The organism is Kitasatospora sp. NPDC048296, assembly GCF_043201815.1.
Taxonomy (GTDB): Bacteria; Actinomycetota; Actinomycetes; order Streptomycetales; family Streptomycetaceae; genus Kitasatospora.
In genome coordinates, this window is sequence record NZ_JBICZB010000017.1 from 54,101 (window position 1) to 78,336 (window position 24,236).

Below are 24,236 nucleotides of genomic sequence, written 5' to 3' on the forward strand. Positions count from 1 at the left end.
GTCATGAGGTGTCCAGCCAGTACCGGATCCGGTCGAGCAGGTGGGTGGTGTCGACCGGCTTGGTGATGTGGTCGTCGGCTCCGGCGGCGAGGCTCTTGTCCTGGTCCCCGGGCATGGCCTTGGCGGTGACGGCGATGACCGGCAGGCGGGCGAAGCGCTCGTCGGCCCGGATGGCGGCGATCGCGGCGTAGCCGTCCAGACCGGGCATCATCACGTCCATCAGGACGAGGTCGGTCTCCGGGTGGGCCCGCAGCAGGCCGAGTCCGGCGGCGCCGTCGGCGGCGTGCAGGACGGTCAGGCCGTGCTGTTCCAGGGCCGCGGCGAGCGCGAAGACGTTGCGGACGTCGTCGTCGACGATCAGCGCGGTCCGTCCGGCGAGCGCCGCGCCCGCCTGCCCGGTGCCCGGGTCGGGGTGGGGGCGGCGGCCGCCCAGCAGGTGGACGACGCGCTCGCTCAGGTCGTCCAGGCCGCGGGTGGTCTCCACCCCGGCGATCGAACCGGGCGTGTGGCCGGACCGGTACCCGAGGACCGGGGGGCCGTCCGCCAGGGCGTCCAGCAGTACGGGGGCGAGCTCGGCGGAGCCCGCCAGGTCGAGCACGGCGCAGCGGTACGGGCCCTCGGCCAGCGCGGCGCGCAGTTCCGCGGCGTCCCCGGCACTGGTCACCCGCGCGGCCGGGAGGGGGCTGCCCGAGGCGGCCACGGCGGCCCGGGTGAGCAGGGTGAGCAGGGCCGGCGCGTCGGGCTCGACGACCAGCACGGCGAGCTCGGTCTCGGCCGCGCCGTCCGGGCGTTCGGGCCCGGCGAGCGGCAGGTGGAGGGTGAATCGGCTGCCCTGCCCGGCGGTGGAGTGGACGGTGAGGGTGCCGCCGAGCAGCCGGGCGAGCTCCCGGCTGATCGACAGGCCGAGGCCGGTGCCGCCGAAGCGCCGCGCGGTGGAGCCGTCGGCCTGTTGGAAGGCACCGAAGACGGCGTCCAGCTGGTCGGGGTCGATGCCGATGCCGGTGTCCTCGACGTGGAAGGCCACCGCCGCGTCCGCCCGGCCGAGTTCGGGCGGCAGGTTCGGGGCCTCGACGCGCTCGATCCGCAGCTCGACCCGCCCGGTGTCGGTGAACTTGACCGCGTTGGACAGCAGGTTGCGCAGCACCTGGCGCAGCCGCGCCTGGTCGGTGACGATCCGTTCCGGGACGTTCCGGTCGACGACCGCCTCGAAGGCCAGGCCCTTCTGGTCGGCCAGCGGCCGGAAGGCGGATTCGACGTACTCCAGCAGCTTCCGTACGGGGAAGGGCTCGGGAGCCGTCTCCATCTTCCCGGCCTCGACCTTGGAGAGGTCCAGGATGTCGTTGATGAGCTGGAGCAGGTCGGTGCCGGCCGAGTGGATGACGCCTGCGTACTCGACCTGTTTGGGGGTGAGGTTGCCGCCGGAGTTCTGGGCGAGCAGTTGGGCGAGGACGAGCAGGCTGTTGAGCGGGGTGCGCAGTTCGTGACTCATGTTGGCCAGGAACTCGGACTTGTACATCGAGGCGAGGCTCAACTGCCGGGCGCGTTCCTCCAGTTCCTGGCGGGCCTGCTCGATCTCCAGGTTCTTGGCCTCGATGTCCCGGTTGCGCTGGGCGAGCAGGGCGGCCTTGTCCTCCAACTCCGCGTTGGAGCGCCGTAGTTCTTCCTGCCCGGCCTGCAACTCCTCGGACTGTGCCTGGAATTCGGCGGTGAGCCGACGGGATTCGGCGAGCAGTTCGTCGGTGCGGGCGTTGGCGAGCAGGGTGCCGATGTTGACGCCGCAGGTCTCGGCGAAGCGTTCCAGGAAGTCGCGGTGGACCTGGGTGAACGAGTGGACGGAGGCGAACTCCATGACGCCGAGCAGCCATTCCTCCAGCATGACGGGCAGGACGACGAGCGAGCGGGTCTCGACGGCTCCGGCGCCGGAGCCGATGACGGCGTAGCCGGGCGGCAGGTCGTCGACGGTGATGATCCGCCGGCTGCGGGCGGCCTGGCCGACCAGGGACTCCCCCAGCCGCACCCGGAGCTCCTGCCCGGCGGGACGGCCGTAGGCGCTGATCAGGGCCAGCTCGGGGCCGCCGTCGCCCTCCTCGGCGAGGAAGAACGCGCCGTACTGGGCCCCGATCAGCGGGGTGAGCTCGTCGGTGATCATCTCGGCGACGGCCTGGATGTCCCGCCGGGCCTGGATCGCGGCGGAGAACCGGGCCAGGTTGGTCTTCAGCCAGTCCTGTTCCTGGTTGGCCAGGGTGGTCTCGCGCAGCGACTCGACCATGGCGTTGATGTTGTCCTTGAGGTCGGCGACCTCGCCGGAGGCGTCCACGCTGATCGACCGGGTCAGGTCGCCGGCCGCGACCGCGCTGGTGACCTCGGCGATCGCCCGGACCTGCCGGGTGAGGTTGCCGGCCAGCTCGTTGACGTTCTCGGTGAGGCGCTTCCAGGTGCCGGACACGCCCTCGACCCGGGCCTGGCCGCCGAGGCGACCCTCGCTGCCCACCTCCAACGCGACCCGGGTGACCTCGGCCGCGAAGGAACCCAGCTGGTCCACCATGGTGTTGATGGTCGTCTTCAGCTGAAGGATCTCCCCGCGCGCGTCCACGTCAATCTTGCGGGTGAGGTCGCCCTCGGCGACCGCCGTGGTCACCTGGGCGATGTTGCGCACCTGGCTGGTCAGGTTGCCCGCCATGGAGTTGACGTGGTCGGTGAGGTCCTTCCACGTCCCGGCGACGTTCGGCACCCGGGCCTGGCCGCCCAGGATGCCCTCGGTGCCGACCTCCCGGGCCACCCGGGTCACCTCGTCGGCGAAGGCCGACAGGGTGTCCACCATGGTGTTGATCGCGTCGGCGAGGGCCGCCACCTCGCCCTTCGCCTCCACGGTGATCTTCCGGGAGAGGTCGCCCCGGGCGACGGCCGTCGCCACCTCGGACATCGAGCGGACCTGGCCGGTGAGGTTGGAGGCCATCACGTTGACGTTGTCGGTGAGGTCCTTCCAGGTGCCGGAGACGCCCCGGACGGTGGCCTGCCCGCCCAGGTTCCCGGCCGTGCCGACCTCCCGGGCCACCCGGGTGACCTCGTCGGCGAAGGCGGACAGCTGGTCGACCATCGTGTTGATGGTCTCCTTCAGCTCCAGGATCTCCCCCCGTGCGTCCACCCGGATCTTCTGGGTGAGGTCGCCCTCGGCGACGGCGGTGGCGACCTGGGAGATGTTGCGCACCTGGCTGGTCAGGTTGCCCGCCATGGAGTTCACCGAGTCGGTCAGGTCACGCCACGTCCCGGCGGCGCCCGCGAGGGTCGCCTGGCCGCCGAGCCGCCCCTCGGTGCCGACCTCGCGGGCCACCCGGGTCACCTCGTCGGTCACCCGGGCCAGCTGGTCGGCCATGCCGTTGAAGACCTCGGCGATTTCCCCGAGCACCCCCGGCCCGTCGGGGGTGAGCCGGGTGCGGAAGTCCCCGTCGCGCACGGCCGTGAGCCCGGCGAGCAGCTGCCGCAGGGCCTGCTCGGCCGGATCGGCCACTGGCGCGCCGGGTACGGGATCGCCCTCGGCCGGCGCGCCGGGTACCGGATTATCGTCCATCCTGTCCCACCGCCCGGATCCGTCACGGACGGCGTGCGCGCGGGGCGCGCGCCGACGCCAGGGGCGGCGGTACGCCGCCCTGCTCCCACTCTGCCACCGCACGCCGGGGCGTGCGAAGGCGCTGTGCGCTGCCGCGACGCGGGCGCCCGATCGGGCCGCGGTCAACCGGGCGGGGCGTCCCGGATCGGGAAGGCATCGGTGGCGCCGGTGAGTTCGAGCATCCGCAGCACCAGCGCCCGCGGGCGGGCCAGTTCGATCCGGCTGCCGTCGGCCGCCGCCCGGGCCTGGGCGTGCAGCAGGGTGTTGAGCCCGGTGGAGTCGCAGAACTCCAGGCCCGCGCAGTCGACCACCACGACGGTGGCCGGCACGGCCAGCGCGGTGCCGAGGACCGCGCGCAGCCCGGCGACCGAGTCGAGGTCGAGTTCGCCGTACAGGGCGAGGACGGTCCCCTCGGCCCAGGGCGAGACCTCCACCGTGAACCTGCCGGGCGGCGCGTCGGGCGCGAGGTCCAGGTCCCCGGTCCACCCTGGGGAAGGTTTCCTCGGGGCCACGATGCCCTTCTTCCTCCTGCGGACAGCCCCCGAAGCGCGACTGTCCGCTGGGCGGCGTCCGAAACGCCCGGAGCACGGGAAAGTCCGGGGGATCCGGCCCGACCGGGTGGAATCACCGGGGGCACCCCGGAGATACTTGACAAGCTCAACCTTTCAGTCCTAGCCTGCGTCCTCGGCAATTGCTTCACGCCATGAAACATCGAGCGCGCAGACCGTCCCGAAGCGCCGCGAGACCCGCACCCCCGGAGACCACGTTCATGACCCCGCTCGACCACAGCGCCGCCGTCGCCGCCGAGACCACCCGCTTCGTCGCCGCCGTGCGGCAGGCCGACCCCTCCCTCCCGGTGCCGAGCTGCCCGGACTGGACCCTCGCCGACCTCATCCGCCACGCCGGCAGTGTGCAGCGCTGGTTCACCGTCCTGCTGCGGCAGCGGATCCAGGAGCCGCCGCGCAGCCGCGACGTCGACCTGCGACTGCCCGAACGGCCCGAGGAGTACCCGGCCTGGCTGGCCGAGGCCGCCGAGCAGGCCGCCTCGACCTTCGCCCAGACCGACCTCGACGCGCCGATGTGGGCCTGGGGCGCCGACCAGCACGCCCGGTTCTGGGTGCGCCGGATGCTGTTCGAGACCCTCGTCCACCGCGTCGACGCCGAACTCGCGCTCGGCCTCGACCCCGACATCGAGCCGGCCCTCGCGGCCGACGGTGTGGCCGAGTTCCTCACCAACCTGCCCTCTGCCGCCTTCTTCGCCCCCGGCACCGCCGAACTGCGCGGCGACGACCGGACCATCCGCTTCACCCGCACCGACGGCGACGGCGACTGGCTGGTGCGCCTGCGTCCCGACGGCTTCGGCCTCGACCCGCACGGCGCGGACGCGACCGCCGACGCCACCGTCCAAGCCACCGCCGCCGACCTGCTGCTCCTGCTGTACCGGCGCCTCGACCACACCGCCGAGCGCGTCGAGCTGTCCGGGGACGACGAACTGCTGGCGCTCTGGTTCGCCAAGTCCGCCTTCTGACCAGCAGCCGGGCCCCGGTCCGCTCTTGTGGGTCTTGTCGGACCCGGCGAAGACCCACAAGACACGCCCCGGGGCCCTACGGTCAGCGCAGCGGATCGAAGGGCCCCAGCTCGGCCGGGCGACGCCCGGTCACGATCGCCTCGGCGAGCAGTTGCCCGGTGGCCGGGCCGAGGGTCATGCCCCACATGCCGTGTCCGCCGGCGGCGAAGACCCGTGGTGAGCGGGTGGCGCCGATCAACGGCAGACCGTCCGGGGTGCAGGGTCGCGAGCCGACCCACTCGTCCTGGCGCGCCTCCAGATCGGCGCCGCGCAGCATCGGCCGCGCGGCCTCGACGATGGCCCTGATCCGGCGGCGGTCCAACGGCGCCCCAGGCTTGCGGAACTCCATCGTCCCGGCGACCCGCAGCCGCTCGCCCAGCGGCGTGCAGGCGACCCGCTGGGCCGGGAAGTACAGCGGGTCGGCGGGCAGGTGCTCAACCGGCACGCTGAAGCTGTAGCCTCGGCCGGCCTGTACGACGGCGCGGACGCCGAAGCTGCGGCCGAGGTCACCCAGCCACGCGCCGCCGGCCAGCACCACCGCGTCGTACGGCTCGGGGGCGCTCCCAGCAGCGAGCACGCCGACGCCGCGGGCGCGGTCGCGGACGTCGGTGACGGCCGTACCCGTGCGGATGTCCCCGCCTCGCCCACGCACCGAGTCGGCCAGGGCGAACACGAACCGCCCGGGGTCGAGGAAGCGCTGGCCGCGCAGCCGGACGGCCGCGCCGACCTCGCCGGACAGCACGGGCACCAGGGCGCGCGCCTCGTCGCCGCTCAGCAGGTCGTACTCCAGCTTCTGGCCAGCCCCGTGGATGTGCTCGATCTCCTCGACCAGCACCCGGCGCTCCCCGACGCCGCGGTAGGCGGCCAGGAAAGCCCCGGCCTCGACCGTCCTCGCCTCGACGCCGCCGGCGGCCAGGGCGTCGAAGCCGGCCAGGGCCCGGCGGTTGATCGGGACCAACGCGTCCATCGCACGCTGCCAGCGGCCGGCCGTGCTGTGCCGAACGAATCCCGCCAGGAACCTGAGCAGCCTCGGGTCCGCGCTCGGCGGAACGTAGACCGGCGAGGACGGGCTGAACGCCGCGCGCAGGCCGTACTTGAGCACGGCGGGTTCGGGCAGCGGCGTCGCCAGGCCCGGGGTCAGCCACCCGGCGTTGCCCCAGGAGGCGCCCGCGGCCACCGGCCCGCGCTCGTACACGGTGACCTCGACCCCGAACTCCTGCAGGAACCAGGCGGTGGACAGGCCGATCATGCCGGCCCCGACGACGGCGACGCGTCGTGGCGATGAGTCGGGCGCTGCGGAACGGGCCATCGGTTCGCTCCTTCTGTAGCTGCACGGGTCTGTGCCCGCACCGATTCGTGACTGCACCGGTCTGTGACTGCACCGGTCTGTGGCTGCACCGGTCTGCTGCTCCCGTGACGGGAGGCGCTCTCCATGGTGGGCCGGGCCGCCCCCACCGTCCTGGTGCCGGACGGCCAATTCCGGTCCGCCGGGTAGTGCGCCGGGCACAACGGGTGCCGCAGACTGTCCGGATGAACCAGCCGCCCGCGTTCCCCGCCGCCGGGTCCCGAGCATGATCGCCACCACCGACCTCGTCGACTCCCTCGGAGCCGGGCTGCTGCGCGTGGTGGTGACCGGGGACGACACCCGGGTGCAGGACGGCCTCTTCCGCAGGCCGGCGCACTCCCACGACCCGATCCACGTCCCCGCCGGGCCGGACGGCACACTCCCCCGGCTGGCCGTCCCGGTCCGCGCCGGCGGCGAGTGGCTGGGAGCGATCTGGGTGGTGGCGGCGACTCCGGTGCCGCCGCAGCGCGTTCGACGGCTGACCGACCTGGCATCGGTCGTCGCCCTGCACCTGCTGCGCCTGCGGGCCGAGGCGGGCATCGCCCGCCGGGTCTCGGCCGCCCGGCTGCGCGCCCTTCTGCGGGACGGCGCCGGGCTTCTGCGGGACGGCACCGGGGCGACCGCCCACTCCGAACTCCCCCCGCCGCCATGGCGGGTGGTCGCGCTCGGCACCGCCGACCGCACCGAGGACGTCCGCCGACAGCTCGACCTCTGGGAGTCGGTCCTCCGCCGCTTCGGCTGGCACCAGCCGCTCCTGGTCGATCTCGACGGCGCACCCTTCGCCGTCCTGACCGAGCCGCCGCCTCCGCGCCGTCGGACCGCCGCGGACGTCGGCTCGATGGCCTGGCTGCGCCGGGTGCTCGGCGAGGTGCGCAGCCACGATCGGGGCCTGCACACCGCGGCGGGCGGCCTCGCTCGCTCCCCCGTCGACCTGCCGCGCTCCCGCGCCCAGGCCGCCGAGCTGCGCCGCCTCGTCGCCGCCGACCCGGCGACCACCCGGTGCCCGGACGGGCTGGTCCTGCTGGAGGACGCCTGGGACGCCGTGCTGGTCGAACGCGCCCGCACTGCGCTCGGGCCCGACGCCGACCTGCTCGGCGGCCCCCTGCCGGACCTGCGCGCGCACGACGAGGCGCACGACACGTCGTTCCTGCCCACGCTCGCCGCCTGGCTGGACCACTACGGCGAACCGAAGGACGCGGCACGGGAGTTGCGGATCCACCCCGACACCCTGCGCTACCGGCTGCAACGGATGGCCGAGGTGACGACGGTCGACCTCTCCTCACCACGGGTCCGCCTGGCGCTGCGGCTGCTGCTAGGCGCGCCGCCGGCGGGGGCCGAGCCGCGCACGGCCCCCGCCGGACCGGAGGTCACCGGGTAGCGGGATGCCTGCCGAGGCGTCTCGCTCCCGGGACCTCAGGAACGGATCATCGACATCAGCTGTTCGTGGGCCTCGCCGTCGGCCGCCACGACGAGCCCGCGGCCCGCTTCGCCGAGCGGGGCGCCGTCGATCCCGGTGACCACGCAGCCGGCCGCCCGGCACAGGGCGATCCCGGCGGCGAAGTGCACGCTCCCGGACAGGTCTCCGCCGTCGGTGACGTACGCCGCGCGCTTCCCCGCCGCGACCCAGGCCAGCGCGAGCGACGTGGAGACGACCCGCGGCCGGAACCCCGCGACGAAGCCGGTGTGGGCCAGCAGGTCCACCGCCCGGAACGTCTCCGCGTGGGGGAAGGGCGGGTCCAGATTGACGTCCACGAGCCGGGTCGTGGCCGTGGGCTCCAGTCGGGCGTCGGCGCCCTCGCTCCGCACCCAGGCGGTCTCGCCGTCGGTGAAGAACACCTCGCCGCTGAACGGGTCGGCGACCGCCGCCGCACCGCCGCGCAGCGCCACGTTGACGGCCACCAGCATGCCGCCGACGGCGTAGTTGAGGGTGCCGCACAGGGGATCCACCAGCCACTGGCGCGCGGACCGCGCCGCCCCCTGCTGCCCGCCCTCCTCGCCCAGCACGGAGTCATCGGGCCGAGCGGCTCGGATGACCCCGAGGATCGCCTGCTCCGCCTCGACGTCCGCAGCCGTGGCGAAGTCCCCCGCGCCCTTGTCGATCCGGGCGAGCCGCCGGCCGTACATGCCGCGCACCACACCCGCGCCGGCCCGGGCCGCCGCTATCGCGACGCCGGAATCGTCAAGGGCCTCATACGAGTTGATCATATGTCGCAGGATAGCGGCGCCGGCCGCCCCGCTCACCGTCGGGCTCGGCCGGACCGGCTCGATCGAGCAAACTCAATCGGGCAGTCCCAGGATCGCCTCGGCGAAGGCCTCGGGGGCCTCCTGCGGGACGTTGTGACCCACGCCAGGCAGGGTCCGCACCTCGCACGGGCCGGTGAAGCGCTCGATGCTGGTCTGGTCGGCGGCGGGGATCACCCCGTTCTCCTCGCCGACCAGCACCACCGCGGGGGCCACGATGGTCGGCCGGCCGGCCAGCGCGTCTTCCAACTCCTGGTAGCGCGGGTCACCTTCGACCAGGCCGTAGCGGTGGCGGTAGGAGTGGATCGCGACGTCCACGAAGTCCGGATTGTACAGGCTGGCGGCCGAGGCGGCGAAGGCCTCCTGAACCTTCGGCCAGGTCGGAGACCAGAGCCGCCAGAGAAGCCCGCACAGCTCCTCGCGGTTCCGCTCCAGACCCTGACGCCCCCGCTCGGAATGGAAGTAGTACTGGTACCAAAGGTTGCGCTCCGCCTCCGGTCCGGCCGGCTCCATCGCGCGAGCGATGTCCTGGACGAGATAGCCCCCCGCTGTGACCAGGCCGTGGACCCGCTCCGGCCACAGCGCCGCCGCCGCGCAGGCCGCGCGCCCGCCCCAGTCGTAGCCGGCGACCACGGCCCGCTCGATCCCCAGCGCGTCCATGAACTCCAGCAAGTCCTGCGCGAGCGCGGCCTGCTGGCCGCTTCGCCGGGTGTCCTCAGCCAGGAACCTGGTCGGCCCGTAGCCGCGCAGGTACGGCACCAGCACCTCCCGGCCGGCCTCCGCGAGCAGCCGCGCCACCTCGTCGTAGGCCCGCACGTCGTAGGGGAAACCGTGCAGCAGGATCACCGGAACGTCGGCCTCCCGGCGGCGCTCGCCGACCCGGTGGTAGGCGATCTCCAGGACCGGCGTCGTCACCCGGTGCAGCTCGTACAGCTCATGGGAACTCACAGTCATCCGGCCATGCTCGCATGCCCGACTCGGACACGCCTGACCTAGAGTCAGTTCCCTGATTCAGGGTCAGCTGCGCCCGCCCGAGCCGGTCGCGACCTCGGCCACCAGGGCGACGGCGATGCTGTCGGACTTGGAGTACTGGCACCGGGAGCTGGGGGGCGAACTCTTTCGGGTCTGTCGGCGGACAGCGCGTGACAACCGATTGCCGTGTTGCACCTCGGTGCATATGGTCTACGCATGTCACAGCCGGATCAGTTGCCTCCCGGGACCGTGTGGGCCGAAGGGCTGCTGCGGGAGGTGTTCCCCGACGCCGAGGTGATCGAAGTGGTGCCGCGTACGGGCGGCCAGTTGAGCGCGGTGTACGAGCTGCGCTGTGCTGATCCTGCCCACGGCGCGATCTTCAAGGTGTATGCGCCCGAGTGGGCGTGGAAGCAGGCAAAGGAGGTTCGCGTCCATCGGATGCTCGCGAGCCTTGGTTCCCTGCCGGTGCCGAGCGTGCTGCACCACACGCCGGGCGGAGGGCCTGGAGGCCGGGCCGTCACGATCCTGAGCCTGCTTGAGGGGCGCCCGTTGTCCGAGGCGTCGAAGGATCTGGGCTCGGCACGAATTCCCTGGTTCTACCGGGAGATGGGCGCCGCCTTGGCCACGATTCATCAGATCGGCCAGGAGGCCTACGGGTATGTGACCGACCGCATCCTCGATCCACGCTTCGACAACGGGAGCTACATGCGGCACCAGTTCGCCAAGAAGCTCGCGGAATTCAAGGTTCTGGGCGGCGACGGCCGGCTGCACGACGCGGTCGCGCGGCGGGTCGAGCGTGACGGGGCGCTGTTCGACAACTGCGAGACCGCCGTGCTCTGCCACAACGACCTGCATGAGGGCAACGTGCTCGTCGCACAGCGTCCGGGCGGCTGGGAGGTGACCGGCGTGATTGATGTCGAGAACGCGATCGCCGCAGACCCACTGATCGACCTGGCCAAGACCGACTACTACTCCCTCGGCCGAGGTGAGCCGGAACGCAGCGCGCTGTTCGAAGGCTACGGGCCGCTTCCCGCCGACGCCGTCGAGCGGCTCGAACTCTACCGGCTCTACCACGCGGTCGAGTTGTGGGACTGGTTCCGTTCGATCGGCACGGTCGGGCCCTTGGGTGGTATCGCCGATGACATCGCCCGGCTGGCGGGTTAGGCAGCCCGCCATACCAGGGCGGCCTCGTTCGGGCGGTCCGGAGCGAACCGGTTGAAGCACCCTGGCCAGGCTCCGGCTCGCCCGCCCCTGTCACGGGGGGGCGAGCCGTCGGTGTCCTCCGGGGTGGGCTCCGCTACTGCGGCGTCACGTAGGCGCCGGAGATGCCGCCGTCCACGAGGAAGGTGTTGGCGGTCATGAAGGACGAGTCGTCGGAGGCGAGGAAGGCCACCGCTGCGGCGATCTCCTCGGGCTCGGCGAAGCGGCCGAGCGGGATGTGGACCAGTCGACGGGCCGCCCGCTCCGGGTCCTTGGCGAACAGTTCCTGCAGCAGCGGGGTGTTCACCGGGCCGGGGCAGAGCGCGTTGACCCGGATGCCCTCGCGGGCGAACTGCACTCCCAGCTCGCGGGACATGGCCAGCACTCCGCCCTTGGAGGCGCTGTAGGAGATCTGCGAGGTGGCGGCGCCCATCACCGCGACGAACGAGGCGGTGTTGATGATCGACCCCTTGCCCTGGCGCTGCATGTGCGGGATCGCGTACTTGCAGCACAGGTAGACGCTGGTCAGATTGACCTCCTGGACCCGCTTCCAGGCGTCCAGGCCGGTGGTGAGGATGGAGTCGTCGTCCGGCGGCGAGATGCCCGCGTTGTTGAAGGCGATGTCGAGCCGGCCGTACTCGTCGACGACCCGCTGGAAGAGGTCGCGTACCGCCTGCTCGTCGGTGACGTCGGCCTCGATGAACAGGCCGCCGACCTCGTTCGCGGCCTTGGCGCCGGTCTCCGCGTCGAGGTCGACGCAGACCACCTTGGCGCCCTCGGCGGCGAAGCGGCGGGCGGTCGCCAGGCCGATGCCGCTGCCTGCGCCGGTGATGACGGCCACCCGGCCGTCGAGTCGCTGGGTCATGCTGATCACTCCTCCGTGGAGATGAAGACGTTCTTGGTCTGGGTGAAGGCGTCGAGGGCGTCCGGGCCGAGCTCGCGACCGAGGCCGGACTGCTTGAAGCCGCCGAACGGCGTGGTGTAGCGCACCGAGGAGTGCGAGTTGACGGACAGGTTGCCGGCGTCCACGCCGCGCGAGACCCGCAGTGCGCGCCCGACGTCCCTGGTCCAGATGGAGCCGGAAAGCCCGTACTCGGTGGCGTTGGCGATGCGCAGGGCGTCCTGTTCGTCGCGGAACGGGACGACCGCGACGACCGGGCCGAAGATCTCCTCGGTGAAGACGCGGTCGTCGTGCCGCACGGGCGCGAGGACGGTCGGCGGGTACCAGAAGCCGGGCCCGTCGGGGGCGCTGCCGCGGAAGGCGACGGCCGACCCGTCCGGGACGTAGGAGGCGACCCGCTCCCGGTGGGCGGCTGAGATCAGCGGCCCCATCTCGGTTTTCTCGTCGCCCGGGTCGCCGACCCGCACACCGCGGACGGCCGGCTCCAGGAGCGCCAGGAAGTCGTCGAACACGGACGCCTCGACCAGGATCCGGGAGCGGGCGCAGCAGTCCTGGCCGGCGTTGTCGAAGACCGCGTACGGGGCCGTCGCGGCGGCCTTGGCGAGGTCGGCGTCGGCGAAGACGATGTTGGCGCTCTTGCCGCCGAGTTCGAGGGTGACGGGCTTCACCTGGGCGGCGCAGCCCGCCATGATCTCCTTGCCGACCCGGGTCGAGCCGGTGAACACCACCTTGCGCACGTCGGGGTGGGTGACGAAGCGCTGTCCGACCACCGGGCCGCGGCCGGGCAGGATCTGCAGCACGCCTTCCGGGATCCCGGCCTGGAGGGCGAGTTCGCCGAGGCGCAGGGCGGTGAGCGGGGTGAGTTCGGCCGGTTTGACGATGACGGTGTTGCCGGCGGCCAGCGCCGGGGCCAGGGCCCAGGCGGCGATCGGCATCGGGAAGTTCCACGGCACGATGACCCCGACCACGCCGATCGGTTCCTGGAAGGTGACATCGATGCCGCCGGACACCGGGATCTGTCGGCCGAACAGCCGCTCGGGCGCGGCGGCGTAGTACTCGATGACGTCACGCGCGTTGCCTGCCTCCCAGCGCGCGTTGCCGATGGTGTGGCCGGCGTTGGCGACCTCCAGGACGGCAAGGTGCTCACGGTCGGCGTCGACGGCGGCGGCGAAGGAGCGCAGCAGCCGAGCTCGGTCGGCGGGTGCCACCCGGCGCCAGGTGTCGAAGGCGGCGCGGGCGCGGGCGACGGCGGCATCGGTTTCGGCGAGGCCGGCCAGTTCGACGGTGGTGATCACCTCCTCGGTGGCGGGGTTGACGACCTCGAAGAGGTCCGGTTCGGTCATGGAGCTGTCTCCCTGTGCGTGGAGGTGGTCTGACTGGCGGTGACGAGCGCGCGGAGGACCCGCGCGTCGTCCGGGTCGGTCTCGGGGTGCCACTGGACGCCCAATGCGAAGCGGTGGCCGGGAAGTTCGAGCGCCTCGACGACGCCGTCCGCGCTCCAGGCGGTGACCCGCAGACCGGTGCCGAGCCGGTCGACGGCCTGGTGGTGGTAGCAGGAGACCTCGGCGGCCGCCCCCAGGACGGCGGCGAGCCGACTGCCGTCCACCAGGCCGACCCGGTGGCGGACGAAGCGGGCGGGGACGATCTGGTGGCTCTCGTCGGGCAGGTGCTGGAGGAGGGTGCCGCCGAGTTCGACGTTGAGCAGCTGCATGCCGCGGCAGATGCCGAGCACCGGCAGGTCCCGGGCCAGGGCGGTGCCCAGGAGCCGGCTCTCCCAGTCGTCGCGGGCGTGGTGGGGCGGGCCGGTGCGTGCATCGGCGGTCGCCTCGTACCGGGCCGGGTCGATGTCCGGTCCGCCGGCGAGGACGAGCCCGTCCAGGGCGTCGAGCAGGTGGTCGGCCCCGCCGGGTTGCGGTGGCAGCAGCACCGGGGTGCCGCCCGCCCGGACGACGGCGTCGACGTACGTCTGGGGCACGAGGGAGGCGCGCTGGTTCCAGACGGACCAGCCGGCGTCGTCCTGGTAGCTGGTGATGCCGATCAGCGGTCGGCGGTCGGCGCGGTTCACAGCCGCTCGAATCCGCGGCGCCGCTCCCAGTCGGTCACCGCCCGCTCGTAGGAGGCCAGTTCGGTGCGTCCGGCGTGGGTGTAGTGCCGGACGACGTCCTTGCCGAAGGCCTCGGTGGCGACGGCGCTGCGTTCGAAGGCGTCGACCGCGTCGCGCAGGGTGGCGGGCACCCGGGGCGCGGCGGAGGCGTACGCGTTGCCGGTGAACTCCGGTTCGAGTTCGAGCTGTTGCTCGACGCCGTGCAGTCCGGCCGCGATCAGGGCGGCGACCGCGAGGTACGGGTTGACGTCGCCGCCGGGGACGCGGTTCTCGAAGCGCAGTGAAGGGCCGTGACCGACCACGCGCAGGGCGCAGGTGCGGTTGTCGCGGCCCCAGGCGATCGCGGTGGGTGCGAAGCTGCCGGGCACGTAGCGCTTGTAGGAGTTGACGGTGGGTGCGAGCAGCAGGGCGAAGTCGGCGAGGCAGGCGAGCTGTCCGGCGATGAAGTGCTCCATGGTGCGGGAGAAGCCGTGCGGACGGTCACCGGCGAACACCGGGGCGCCCTGCTCGTCGCGCAGGCTCAGATGGATGTGGCAGGAGTTGCCCTCGCGTTCGTCGTACTTCGCCATGAACGTGAGGCTGCAGCCCTCCTGGGCGGCGATCTCCTTGGCACCGGTCTTGTAGACGACGTGGTTGTCGCAGGTGGTGAGGGCGTCGGCGTACTTGAAGGCGATCTCGTGCTGGCCGAGGTTGCACTCGCCCTTGGCGGACTCGACGGTGAGGCCGGCGCCGGCCATGCCGTTGCGGAGCCGGCGCAGCAGGGGTTCGATCCGGCCGGTGCCGAGGATGGAGTAGTCGACGTTGTACTGGTTGGCCGGGGTGAGGCGGGTGTAGTCCTTGTCCCAGGCCTGTTCGTAGCTGTCCCGGAAGACGATGAACTCCAGCTCGGTGGCGGCCTGGGCCTGCCAGCCGTAGCCGGCCAGCCGGTCCAGCTGGCGCTGCAGGACCTGCCGCGGGGAGACGGCGACCGGCGTGCCGTCGTGGTGGACGACGTCGCACTGGACCATGACGGTGGCGGGGTGCCAGGGGACGGACCGCAGGGTGGCGAGGTCGGGGCGCAGCGTCAGGTCACCGTAACCGTTCTCCCAGGACGAGATCTCGTACCCGTCGACGGTGTTCATGTCGACGTCGACGGCCAGTAGGTAGCCGCAGCCCTCCGCGGCGCCGGGCACCACGTCGTCGAGGAAGTACTCGGCGGCGACGCGCTTGCCCTGGAGGCGCCCCTGCATGTCGGTCATGGCCAGCACGACGGTGTCGACGGACCCGTCGGCGACGCGGGCGCGCACTTCGTCGAGGGTGAGCCGGGGGGTGGTCATCGGGTCTCCAGTTCGGTGTCCGGGGCGTCGGGGGCCTTCGGCTCTGCGTTGACGTGGGGCCCGGTGAACCAGTGGCGGGCGGAGGCCAGCCACCACAGGCCGGCGAAGCCCAGCACGACGGCCACGGCGACGGGGGTGTAGTTGAAGCTCTCGGCGGTGATCGGGCTGGCGGTGGGGAGCATGAACAGGACGGTGATCACCGCCGTCCAGCCGACCGCGACGATGCCTATCGGCCGGCTCCAGCGGCCCAGGTGCCAGGGGCCGCGCGGGAAGTCCTCGCCCTGACGCAGCCGCAGGTACACCGGGATGACGTAGGAGATGTAGAGGCCGATGACGGAGATGGAGGTCACGGCGGTGTAGGCGGTGGTGTTCCAGAGCGCGGGCAGTCCGAGCAGCAGGGCGCCGCCGGTCGCCAGCCAGACGGCGTTGGTCGGGGTCTGGGTGCGCGGGGAGATGCGGTGCCACAGGCGGGAGCCGGGGAGCGCGCCGTCGCGGGAGAAGGCGTAGATCATGCGGGAGTTGGCGGTGACGGAGGCCATGCCGCAGAAGAACTGGGCGCCGATGACGATGAGCAGGAGCAGCTGGGCGCCGCCGTCGCCGATCGCGTCGATGAAGATCTGCGCGGGCGGGACCTGGGTGTTGCTGTTGAGCGCGCCGTCGTAGTCGCGGATGGCGAAGGTGATGCCGAGCAGCAGGATCCAGCCCGCCACCAGGGAGACGGTGATGGCGTTGACGATGCCCCGGGGGCCTGAGCGGGCGGCGTCGTGGGTCTCCTCGGTCATGTGCGCGGAGGCGTCGTAGCCGGTGAGGGTGTACTGGGCCATCAGCAGGCCGAGCATCGCGACGTAGAACTGGTTGTGGAAACCGGTGTTGTCGACGAACTCGGTGAGGACGAAGGAGACGGAGGCGTGCCGCTCGGGGAGGAACGCCAGCGCGCCGACGATGATCGCGACGCCGATCAGGTGCCACCACACGGACACGCTGTTGAGGACCGCGACCAGGCGTACCCCGAAGGTGTTGAGCAGGCCGTGCACCACCAGGATGACCGCGAAGATCTCCATGGTGTGCGCGGGGCTGGCCTCGACGCCGAAGCGGAGCGTCAGGAAGGCGTTGGTGAAGAACGCGGCACCGTAGTCGACGCTCGCGGTCACCGCGACCTGGCCGAGGAAGTTGAACCAGCCGGTGAACCAGCTCCAGGCCGGGCCGCGGGTGCGGGTCAGCTTGGCGGACCAGTAGTAGAGCCCGCCGGCCGTCGGGTAGCTGGAACAGATCTCGGCCATCGCCAGGCCGACGCAGAGCGTGAGGAGGCCGACCACCGGCCAGCCCCAGATGATCATCGCGGGGCCGCCGGTGTTCATCCCCGTCCCGTACAGGGTCAGGCAGCCGGACAGGATGGAGACGATGGAGAAGGAGACGGCGAAGTTGGAGAACCCGGACATCGAGCGGGCCAGCTCCTGGGTGTAGCCCAGCTCGCGGAGCCGTTGTTCGTCGGCGGAAACGGGGGCGGTGTTCGTCGGAAACAGTTCGGGGGCAGGGTGGTCGGGTGAGCGTGCGTCGGTCATGGGCACCCCTGGGGGTTGAGGGTGTGCCGGGGAGCACGCGGCCACGACGGCGTGGCGCGGTCGCCCCGACGAGTTCGACGGTCGGACGGCTCTTCAATGGCCTGGAATCAGTCCATTGGGGTGGGTGAGCAGCATCGTTCCGGCTGGATCGGGGCCGCGTCAAGAGCGAGGAGGGAACGAGTCCGGGGAACCCGTTCATAGGTACGATTCCGGCGTGGACGTGGACGAAACACGTGAGCAGGCGCGGCTCGACTGGCAGGCCGGGGCGATCTTCCGCCCCGTCCGGACCGGCAACGCCTTCGAGGAGACCGTCGAGAGGCTGCTCCAGGCGATCAAGCTCGGCGTCTTCGACCTCGGCGACCGACTGCCCGCCGAACGGGATCTCGCCGCCCGACTCGGCGTCAGCCGGGAGACCCTGCGCGAGGCGCTCCGCACGCTGCAGCAGGCCGGCTGTGTCGAACCCCGCCGCGGCCGGTACGGCGGCACCTTCGTCACCTACCGGCTGCCCGCACCGGACGTCGCCGACCTGCGCCGCGCGGCCCGCGACCTCGGCGGCGCACTGGAGGACGCGCTGACCTACCGCCAGGTGCTGGAGGTCGGCGCCGCCGAGGCGGCCGCCCGTCGCCCCCTCTCCCCCGGCCAGCGGGCCCACCTGGAGAGCCGGCTGACCGACCTGGAGGGAGCCCCGCCGGAGCAGTACCGCCAGCTGGACTCGCGCTTCCACCTCGCCATCGGCGAGCTCACCGGCTCCCCCACCCTTGCCACGGCCATCGCCGAGGCCAGGATGCGTCTCAACGACCTGCTCAACGCCATCCCCATGCTGGACCGGAACATCGAGCACGCCGCCGAGCAGCACCGGGCGATGGTCCGGGCGATCCTCGCCGGCGACGGTGACGCCGCCCGACGCGCCACCGAGGAACACCTCGCCGCTACGGCCGCACTGCTGCGGGGCTTCCTGGCCTGAGGCTCCCCCCGGACCTCACGTGCGTGGCGACGACGCAGATGCGACGAGGCGCGGCCTCGGCGCATCTGACGAGAAGTCGGTCAATCCTGCCCGCAAGGCGCGAGGCCAGGAGCCGGCGAGCGACGTCCCGGCTTGCGAGGATCCCCAGCGCCCTGGATCCCGGTGCACGGCCAGACCCGCGACACCGGCCCCGGCCGGACCGGGGCAGGGCCGTCGAGCCGGGACCCCGGTCGGCCGGGCCGAAGTCACCTCCCACCGGTGCGGCGATCGCTACCCCACGACCTGGACCTTGTCGGCCTGCATCCCCTTCTGGCCCTGGACGGCCTCGAAGGTGACCTTCTGACCCTCGACCAGCGACTTGAAACCGCTCCCCTCGATCGCACGGAAGTGTACGAAGAGGTCAGGGCCCGACTCCGGGGTGATGAAGCCGTAGCCCTTCTCGTCGTTGAACCACTTCACGGTGCCGTTCTGGCGCTCGGCCATGTGTTCTGTCCTTTGCGTTCGGGTCGCACTGACCCCGAGATCCTCTCACGCAGGGAGTCGATTCCAGCACGGAAGGTGACGATGGCGGACCGGGTGCCGCCGTTGGAGGTGGCGTCACACCGCAGCACCGCAAGGTTCGGCCACTGCCGTTGACCACTTGTCTAGTCAAGTGCCCAACTTGGTTCCCCTTTCGGGGCGGGCCGCAACCCGAACGGGGCCGCCCGGTGGCACCAGCCACCGGGCGGCCCGGACGAGCGGATCAGGAGGTCAGGCGGCTCGGGCGAGCCCGGCCGGTCAGGCGGTCGGGGCGAGCGTGCCGTCGAAGGTGGCGGCCGCGAGGCCGAAGGACAGCGTCATGCCGATGCCCGAGGTGACCGAGATCGCCCGGACCCCCGGCGCCAGGTCGCGCACCAGCAGCGGGCCGCGGGGGCTGCTGGCGTAGACACCCTGCCAGCGTTCGAGGATCCGCAGGCGCTCGACGCCCAGGACCTCGGCGACGGCCCCGATCAGCAGCTCATAGGTGCGCTCGCCGATGAACGGCGGCGTGGTGGCGTCGTAGTGGTGCGAGTCTCCGACCAGCACGGTGCCGTCCGGGAGCCTCGTGAACATCACGTTGGCGCCGATCTCCAACAGCTCCGCGCTGTGCCCGAGCACCTCCTCCCGCAGCCCGGCGGCCGACGGGCGGGAGGTGAAGGCGTCGTAGCGGAGCATCGAAGTGGCCGTCAGCACCGCGGAGTCGGTGCGGAAGCCGGCCGGGGCCTCGGCCCGCGCCATGGTGAGCCGGCAGCGCTGGACCCCGTGGTCCTCCGCGATGTCGGGGAACAGGTAGTCCAGGTCGTGGCCGACGCAGATCAGGATCCGGTCACCGTGGACCGGGCCGCGGGTGGTGTGCACCGTCCCGGATTCGACTCCGGTGACGGCGGTGCCCCACAGGATCCGGCCCTGCGACTGCTCGGCCACCCAGCGGGCCAGGCCGGGCGCCGCCTCGCGCGGGTTCACCCGCAGGTCGGCGGGCAGCAGCGCGCCGCCCACCAGGTCGCCGGCCGCCCCGGCCGCGCGGCCCAGCAGCTCGGCCGTCTGCGCGGCGGTGCGCAGCTCGACGGCGTCGCCGCCGCGCTCGGCGCGCAGCTCCTCCAGGACGGCCGCCTCGGTCGCCGACCGGGCGACCACCAGGGTGCCGGCCTCCGCGGCCCAGATGCCGGCGGCCTCGGCGGCGCGCAGCCAGCCGGGCCGGGAACGCTGGGCGAGGGCGAGCAGTTCGCCGTCCTGGGCGCTGATGCAGCAGTGGCCGAAGTTGCGGACCGAGGCGCCGACGGGCCGCCGGTCGCGGTCGACGACGGTGACGGACAGCCCCTTGCTCAGCGCTTCGAAGGCGTGGGCCAGGCCGATGATGCCGGCCCCGACGATCACCACGTCGCTGCGGCCGGGCGCGGCGGGGGTGTGCGTACGGGATCCGACGGGGGCGGTGGTGGGTGTGCTGCTGCTCATGGCTCCAGGTTCCGGGTTGATGGGCGTCGAGGTCAAGAGATGTATGTACAAGTTACCGCCTGTTCATCCGCTCGACGAACACCGGGGACGGACGGCCGTCCCGGAAAACCCGCAGGTGGCCCCGCCTTGAGAAGTACCGCCCCCGAGTGTCATAGTCAGCTTGTGAAGACAAGTGATGAGCTTCCTCTCCACCAACGGCTCGGCGCCGAGTTCCAGCGCCGCATCGAGTCCGGCGAGTGGCCCGAGGGCGAGCCGGTGCCCAGCGAGTCGCAGCTCTGCGCCGAGTTCGGCACCTCCCGCGGCCCGGTCCGTCAGGCCCTGGCCATGCTGCGCCGTGAGGGCAGCCTGGTCGGCGGCCGCGGAAAACCGCCGGTCGCCCGCCGCTCGGCCCCCTCCCAGCCGTTCGGCACCTTCCTGTCCTTCACCCAGTGGGCCCGCAGCATCGGCCGCGAGCCCGGGCAGACGACCGTCGAGGTGGCCCGCCGGCGGGCTACCCCGGAGGCGGCGGCCCGGCTCGGTCTCACCGAGGGCGAACCGGTCGTCGAACTGGTCCGGCTGCGACTGCTGGACGGCGTTCCGGCCATGCTGGAGCGCTCCACCTTCGTCCACGAGGTCGGCCGGATCCTGTTCGACTTCGACCCGGACAGCGGGTCCGTCTACGAGGAGCTGCTGCGCCGCGAGGTCGACCTGCACCACGCCCGGCACACCATCGACGCCGTCGCCGCCGAACCGGGCGACGCCGAGCTCCTGCACGTCGCCGTCGGCGCCCCGCTGCTGCGCGTGCGGCGGCTCACCACGTCGAGCCAGGGCGTGCCGCTGGAGGACGCGGACGACCGCTACCTGCCCGCCATGGCCACCTTCACCATCGAGAACACCATCAACGGCCGTACCGTCATCGGCCGCTACCGCACCGAAGAGGACTGACATCGTGATCGAGCTCGCCGCCCTGGACATGGCCGGGACCACCATCAACGAGGACGGTGCCGTCTACCGGGCCCTGCGCACCGCCGTCGAGCGCACCGGGGTGCCGGTCGCCGAGGCCGACCTCCAGACCTGGATGGGCACCGACAAGCGCGAGGCCATCGCCGCCCTGGTCCGCCTCGGCGGCGGCACCCCGACCCCGGAACTCGTCGAGGACGGCTACGCGGCCTTCCGCGAGTTCCTGCGCGAGGCCTACCGGGCCACTCCCCCGCGGGCCATCCCCGGCGTCGAGGAGGCCCTGGCCGAGCTGCGCCGACGCGGCATCAAGGTCGCCCTGACCACCGGCTTCAGCGACGACGTCGCGTACCCGCTGCTGGAGTCGCTCGGCTGGTCCACGGGCGAGGGCGGCAACCTCGACGCCGTCGTCACCTCGGACGAGGTCCCGCGCGGGCGTCCGGCGCCGCACATGATCCACCGGGCGATGGAGAAGACCGGGGTCATCGACACCCGTCGGGTGCTGGCGGCCGGCGACACCGTCGTCGATGTCGAGGCCGGTGCCAACGCCGGGGCCGGTGTGGTGATCGGCGTCCTGACCGGAGAGCTCACCCGCGCAGACTTCGAGGGGCACCCGCAGACCCACGTGCTGGACAGCGTCGCCGACATCCCGTCGCTGCCGGAGGCCCGGCCCGCCGTCTGATCCGACCGTCGTAGCAGCCGCCGGGGGTGCGTCCCGCCCCCGGCGGCTTCCGCGTGTCCGCACCCTGATCGCGCCGTGGTCCGGACCCCGATCCGCCCCGCCGCCAGGCCATGTCCGCGTCATCGCGCGGACCGGAGGCGTTCACTGCACGAGGGTGGTCCCGGTGCGCCCGCGCTCCTCAAACTTGTCCAGCCAAGTCGGGAAGCAACTTGTCAAGACAAGAGGAGCCCCTCGTGACCCCCGTCTCCCGCCGCTCGTTCATGGGTCTCGCCGCGGCCGCCGCCGGCGCGACCGCCGCGTTCTCCGTCCTCCCCGAGTCCCTGCAGAAGGCCCTCGCCGCCCCCGCGGTCAGTGGCACCATCAACGACGTCCAGCACGTCGTGATCTTCATGCAGGAGAACCGCGCCTTCGACCACTACTACGGCACGATGAACGGTGTCCGGGGCTTCGGCGACCGGAACGCGATCAACCTGCCCAGCGGCAAGTCCGTGTTCTACCAGCCGTATTCGAACTCCGACGGCTACATCCTGCCGTTCCGGATGGACACTGGCACCACCAGCGCGACCTGCGCCAGCGCGCCCGCGATGAGCTACCCGGTCGACACCGCGATCTGGCACGGCGGAAAGTACGACGCCTGGAACACCGCCCGCGTCCCGGGCCTCGGCATGGGCTACTTCAACCGCACCGACCTGCCGTTCTACTACGCGCTCGCCGACGCCTTCACCATCTGCGACCACTACTTCTGCTCCACGCTGACCCAGACCAACCCGAACCGCCTGCACCTGTTCACCGGCTCCAACGGCCTCTCGGTGGGCCGGTCCGCCGTCCTCGACAACACCGAGCCGGCGGCTGGCTTCAGCTGGACCACGTACGCGGAACGGCTGGAGGCCGCCGGGATCAGCTGGAAGGTGTACCAGCAGAGCGACAACTTCGACGACAACGCCCTCGCCTGGTTCGCCAACTTCAAGAACGCCAAGCCGGGTTCGCCGCTGTACGACAAGGGCATGGCCATCGTCCCCGACCTGGTCGCCGCCTTCCAGAAGGACGTCAACGCCGGCACCCTGCCGCAGGTCTCCTGGATCGTCGCCCCGGCCTCGCTCTCCGAGCACGCCAACTACAAGCCCGCGTACGGCGAGGACCTGTCCGCGCGGCTGCTCAAGGTGCTGGCGGCCAACCAGAGCGTCTGGTCGCAGACCGCCTTCATCCTCAACTACGACGAGAACGGCGGCTTCTTCGACCACGTCCCGCCGCCGATCCCGCCGGCCTCCTCCAGCCAGGGCATCAGCTCCGTCCCCACCACCGGTGAGATCTCGGGCGGCCAGGCGATCGGCATGGGCCCGCGCGTCCCGCTCATCGTGGTCTCGCCGTGGACCCGGGGCGGTTACGTCAACTCCCAGGTCTTCGACCACACGTCGGTGATCCGCTTCCTGGAGCAGCGCTTCGGCGTCCAGGAACCCAACATCAGCGCCTGGCGCCGCGCCGTCAGCGGTGACCTGACGTCCGTCTTCGGCTTCACCGGCCAGGACACCAGCTGGCCCGCGCTGCCCGACACCGGCACCTACGTCTCCGGCGCGGACAACCAGTGCAGCACCCTCCCGGCACCGGCCGTCCCCGGCACCCAGGCGATGCCCGCCCAGGAGTCCGGCACCCGTCCGGCCCGCGCCCTGCCGTGGCAGCCGAACGCCAACGGCCGAACCGACTGCGCGGGCGGGAAGTTCTGGATCGACATGACCAACACCGGTACGGCGGGGGTCGTCTACTACGTCTACCCGAACGCCTACCGCACCGACGGCCCGTGGCTCTACACCGTCGGCGCCGGCGCCACCGTCTCCGACAACTGGGTGGCCGGGACCCCGACCGGCGCCTACGACCTCTCGCTCTACGGCCCCAACGGCTTCCACCGCCGCTTCGCCGGCAACCGCACCACCGCCTGCGCGAGCGGCGCGGCACTGGTCGAGGTCGCCTCCGGCTACGACACCGCCGACAACAAGCTGAACCTGGCCTTCACCAACACCGGCGGTACGGCGGCCACCGTCACCGTCACGGACAACACCTACGGCACCGGCGGCCCCTGGACGTACACCGTCCCGGCCGGGACCACCGCCTCCGCCCCGGTCGGCGCCTCCTTCGCCACCGAGAGCGGCTGGTACGACCTGACCGTCACCGCCAACACCTCCGACGGCTTCCTGCGCCGCCTGGCCGGCCACATCGAGACCGGAGCGGTGAGCACCACCGACCCGGGCCCGAGCGGCAACCAGACCCCGCCGTCCGCCGCAGGCCTGGTCAACGGCACCTTCGAGGCCGGCGGTCTGACCGGCTGGACGGCCTCCGGCAGTGCGAGCACCACCACCACGGCCACCCACAGCGGGACGTACGCGGCCATGCTGGGCGCCACCACGGCGACCAACGGCGACTCGTCGCTCTCCCAGACCTTCACCGCGCCGAGCGGCACCACGCAGCTGTCCTTCTGGTACCGGATGACCACGTCCGACACCGTCGCCTACGACTGGGCCACCGCGACCCTGACCGACAACACCACCGGCGCCACCACCACCGTGCTGCCCAGGACCTGTACCGACATGACCACTTGGTCCCAGGTGACGGCCGCCGTCACGGCCGGGCACAGCTACACGCTGACCCTGGTCAACCACGACGACGACTACGCGGGCGACCCGACGTACACCCTGTACGACGACGTCACGCTGTCCTGATCCGGCCGTCGCGGCGCCGGGCCGTTCGCCGACGGCCCGGCGCCGCCCCGGCTCCCGGCGGCGGGCCGTCGTTCACGGGAGGCGGCGCAGCAGTCGCAGGCCGTCGTCGCTGGTCGCACGGGTTTGACACCGCAGCACGACACTACTTCTACTTGGG

At 72.2% G+C, this 24,236-nt stretch carries 19 protein-coding genes; 7 read left to right on the forward strand and 12 right to left on the reverse strand.

What is annotated here, in order from left to right:
- Nucleotide 1: 1 nt before the first annotated feature.
- The gene (locus tag ACGF12_RS13315) at nt 2–3,568 is read right to left on the reverse strand and encodes a HAMP domain-containing protein (protein ID WP_393028413.1); all 3,567 of its coding nucleotides are present in this window, start codon (nt 3,566–3,568) and stop codon (nt 2–4) included.
- Between the two features lie 161 nt (nt 3,569–3,729).
- Nucleotides 3,730–4,119: an STAS domain-containing protein gene (locus ACGF12_RS13320; protein WP_393028414.1), complete on the reverse strand. Its 390-nt coding sequence runs from the start codon at nt 4,117–4,119 to the stop codon at nt 3,730–3,732.
- A 257-nt stretch (nt 4,120–4,376) separates the two neighbouring features.
- Between ACGF12_RS13320 and ACGF12_RS13325 the strand changes: the two genes are divergently transcribed.
- Nucleotides 4,377–5,135, forward strand: coding sequence for a maleylpyruvate isomerase family mycothiol-dependent enzyme (locus tag ACGF12_RS13325; RefSeq protein ID WP_393028415.1), 759 nt, complete (start codon nt 4,377–4,379; stop codon nt 5,133–5,135).
- An 82-nt stretch (nt 5,136–5,217) separates the two neighbouring features.
- On the opposite strand, the gene ACGF12_RS13330 is transcribed toward ACGF12_RS13325, so the two are convergent.
- Complete coding sequence (locus ACGF12_RS13330) at nt 5,218–6,483, reverse strand: NAD(P)/FAD-dependent oxidoreductase (RefSeq protein ID WP_393028416.1); 1,266 nt, start codon at nt 6,481–6,483, stop codon at nt 5,218–5,220.
- A gap of 262 nt (nt 6,484–6,745) precedes the next feature.
- Between ACGF12_RS13330 and ACGF12_RS13335 the strand changes: the two genes are divergently transcribed.
- Nucleotides 6,746–7,897 carry a PucR family transcriptional regulator gene (locus ACGF12_RS13335; protein ID WP_393028417.1) on the forward strand — a complete coding sequence of 384 codons (1,152 nt, stop codon included), beginning with the start codon at nt 6,746–6,748 and terminating at the stop codon, nt 7,895–7,897.
- Between the two features lie 35 nt (nt 7,898–7,932).
- Here ACGF12_RS13335 and ACGF12_RS13340 read toward each other — a convergent pair whose 3' ends face one another.
- Together ACGF12_RS13340 and ACGF12_RS13345 are read right to left on the reverse strand one after the other, a co-directional pair.
- Nucleotides 7,933–8,724, reverse strand: coding sequence for an inositol monophosphatase family protein (locus tag ACGF12_RS13340; protein ID WP_393028418.1), 792 nt, complete (start codon nt 8,722–8,724; stop codon nt 7,933–7,935).
- A gap of 72 nt (nt 8,725–8,796) precedes the next feature.
- Nucleotides 8,797–9,714, reverse strand: coding sequence for an alpha/beta fold hydrolase (locus tag ACGF12_RS13345; protein WP_393028419.1), 918 nt, complete (start codon nt 9,712–9,714; stop codon nt 8,797–8,799).
- Between the two features lie 234 nt (nt 9,715–9,948).
- Here ACGF12_RS13345 and ACGF12_RS13350 point away from each other — a divergent pair, with 234 nt between their 5' ends.
- The gene (locus tag ACGF12_RS13350) at nt 9,949–10,896 is read left to right on the forward strand and encodes a phosphotransferase family protein (RefSeq protein WP_393028420.1); all 948 of its coding nucleotides are present in this window, start codon (nt 9,949–9,951) and stop codon (nt 10,894–10,896) included.
- A 133-nt stretch (nt 10,897–11,029) separates the two neighbouring features.
- Here the strand turns inward: ACGF12_RS13350 and ACGF12_RS13355 are convergent, their stop codons facing one another.
- Genes ACGF12_RS13355 through ACGF12_RS13375 form a run of 5 tightly spaced genes read right to left on the reverse strand, consistent with a single transcriptional unit; the run spans nt 11,030 to nt 16,815 of the window.
- Nucleotides 11,030–11,797 (reverse strand): 3-oxoacyl-ACP reductase, encoded by a 768-nt coding sequence (locus ACGF12_RS13355; protein ID WP_387627395.1) that lies wholly within the window; start codon nt 11,795–11,797, stop codon nt 11,030–11,032.
- A gap of 5 nt (nt 11,798–11,802) precedes the next feature.
- Nucleotides 11,803–13,176 carry an aldehyde dehydrogenase family protein gene (locus tag ACGF12_RS13360; RefSeq protein WP_393028421.1) on the reverse strand — a complete coding sequence of 458 codons (1,374 nt, stop codon included), beginning with the start codon at nt 13,174–13,176 and terminating at the stop codon, nt 11,803–11,805.
- The gene (locus ACGF12_RS13365; protein ID WP_393028422.1) at nt 13,173–13,898 is read right to left on the reverse strand and encodes a gamma-glutamyl-gamma-aminobutyrate hydrolase family protein; all 726 of its coding nucleotides are present in this window, start codon (nt 13,896–13,898) and stop codon (nt 13,173–13,175) included. Before ACGF12_RS13365 ends, ACGF12_RS13360 begins: the two co-directional genes overlap by 4 nt.
- On the reverse strand, nt 13,895–15,253 hold the full coding sequence (locus ACGF12_RS13370) for a glutamine synthetase family protein (RefSeq protein WP_393028423.1): 1,359 nt from the start codon (nt 15,251–15,253) through the stop codon (nt 13,895–13,897). The genes ACGF12_RS13365 and ACGF12_RS13370 overlap by 4 nt, the downstream gene beginning before the upstream one ends.
- Nucleotides 15,250–16,815, reverse strand: a complete 1,566-nt coding sequence (locus tag ACGF12_RS13375) for an amino acid permease (RefSeq protein ID WP_393028424.1) — start codon at nt 16,813–16,815, stop codon at nt 15,250–15,252. Before ACGF12_RS13375 ends, ACGF12_RS13370 begins: the two co-directional genes overlap by 4 nt.
- A gap of 214 nt (nt 16,816–17,029) precedes the next feature.
- Here ACGF12_RS13375 and ACGF12_RS13380 point away from each other — a divergent pair, with 214 nt between their 5' ends.
- A complete protein-coding gene (locus ACGF12_RS13380) occupies nt 17,030–17,779 on the forward strand; it encodes a FadR/GntR family transcriptional regulator (RefSeq protein ID WP_393028425.1) in 750 nt (249 codons plus the stop codon).
- 270 nt (nt 17,780–18,049) lie between these two features.
- Here ACGF12_RS13380 and ACGF12_RS13385 read toward each other — a convergent pair whose 3' ends face one another.
- Nucleotides 18,050–18,262 (reverse strand): cold-shock protein, encoded by a 213-nt coding sequence (locus ACGF12_RS13385; protein WP_393028426.1) that lies wholly within the window; start codon nt 18,260–18,262, stop codon nt 18,050–18,052.
- A 294-nt stretch (nt 18,263–18,556) separates the two neighbouring features.
- Nucleotides 18,557–19,750: a TIGR03364 family FAD-dependent oxidoreductase gene (locus ACGF12_RS13390; RefSeq protein ID WP_393028427.1), complete on the reverse strand. Its 1,194-nt coding sequence runs from the start codon at nt 19,748–19,750 to the stop codon at nt 18,557–18,559.
- 162 nt (nt 19,751–19,912) lie between these two features.
- Between ACGF12_RS13390 and ACGF12_RS13395 the strand changes: the two genes are divergently transcribed.
- The 3 genes from ACGF12_RS13395 to ACGF12_RS13405 all read left to right on the forward strand — a co-directional run bounded on the left by ACGF12_RS13395 (nt 19,913) and on the right by ACGF12_RS13405 (nt 24,079).
- Nucleotides 19,913–20,674, forward strand: coding sequence for a GntR family transcriptional regulator (locus ACGF12_RS13395; protein ID WP_393028428.1), 762 nt, complete (start codon nt 19,913–19,915; stop codon nt 20,672–20,674).
- Nucleotides 20,675–20,678: 4 nt separating this feature from the next.
- The gene (locus ACGF12_RS13400; protein ID WP_393028429.1) at nt 20,679–21,368 is read left to right on the forward strand and encodes a phosphonatase-like hydrolase; all 690 of its coding nucleotides are present in this window, start codon (nt 20,679–20,681) and stop codon (nt 21,366–21,368) included.
- A 233-nt stretch (nt 21,369–21,601) separates the two neighbouring features.
- On the forward strand, nt 21,602–24,079 hold the full coding sequence (locus ACGF12_RS13405) for a phosphocholine-specific phospholipase C (RefSeq protein WP_393028430.1): 2,478 nt from the start codon (nt 21,602–21,604) through the stop codon (nt 24,077–24,079).
- Nucleotides 24,080–24,236 lie beyond the last annotated feature (157 nt).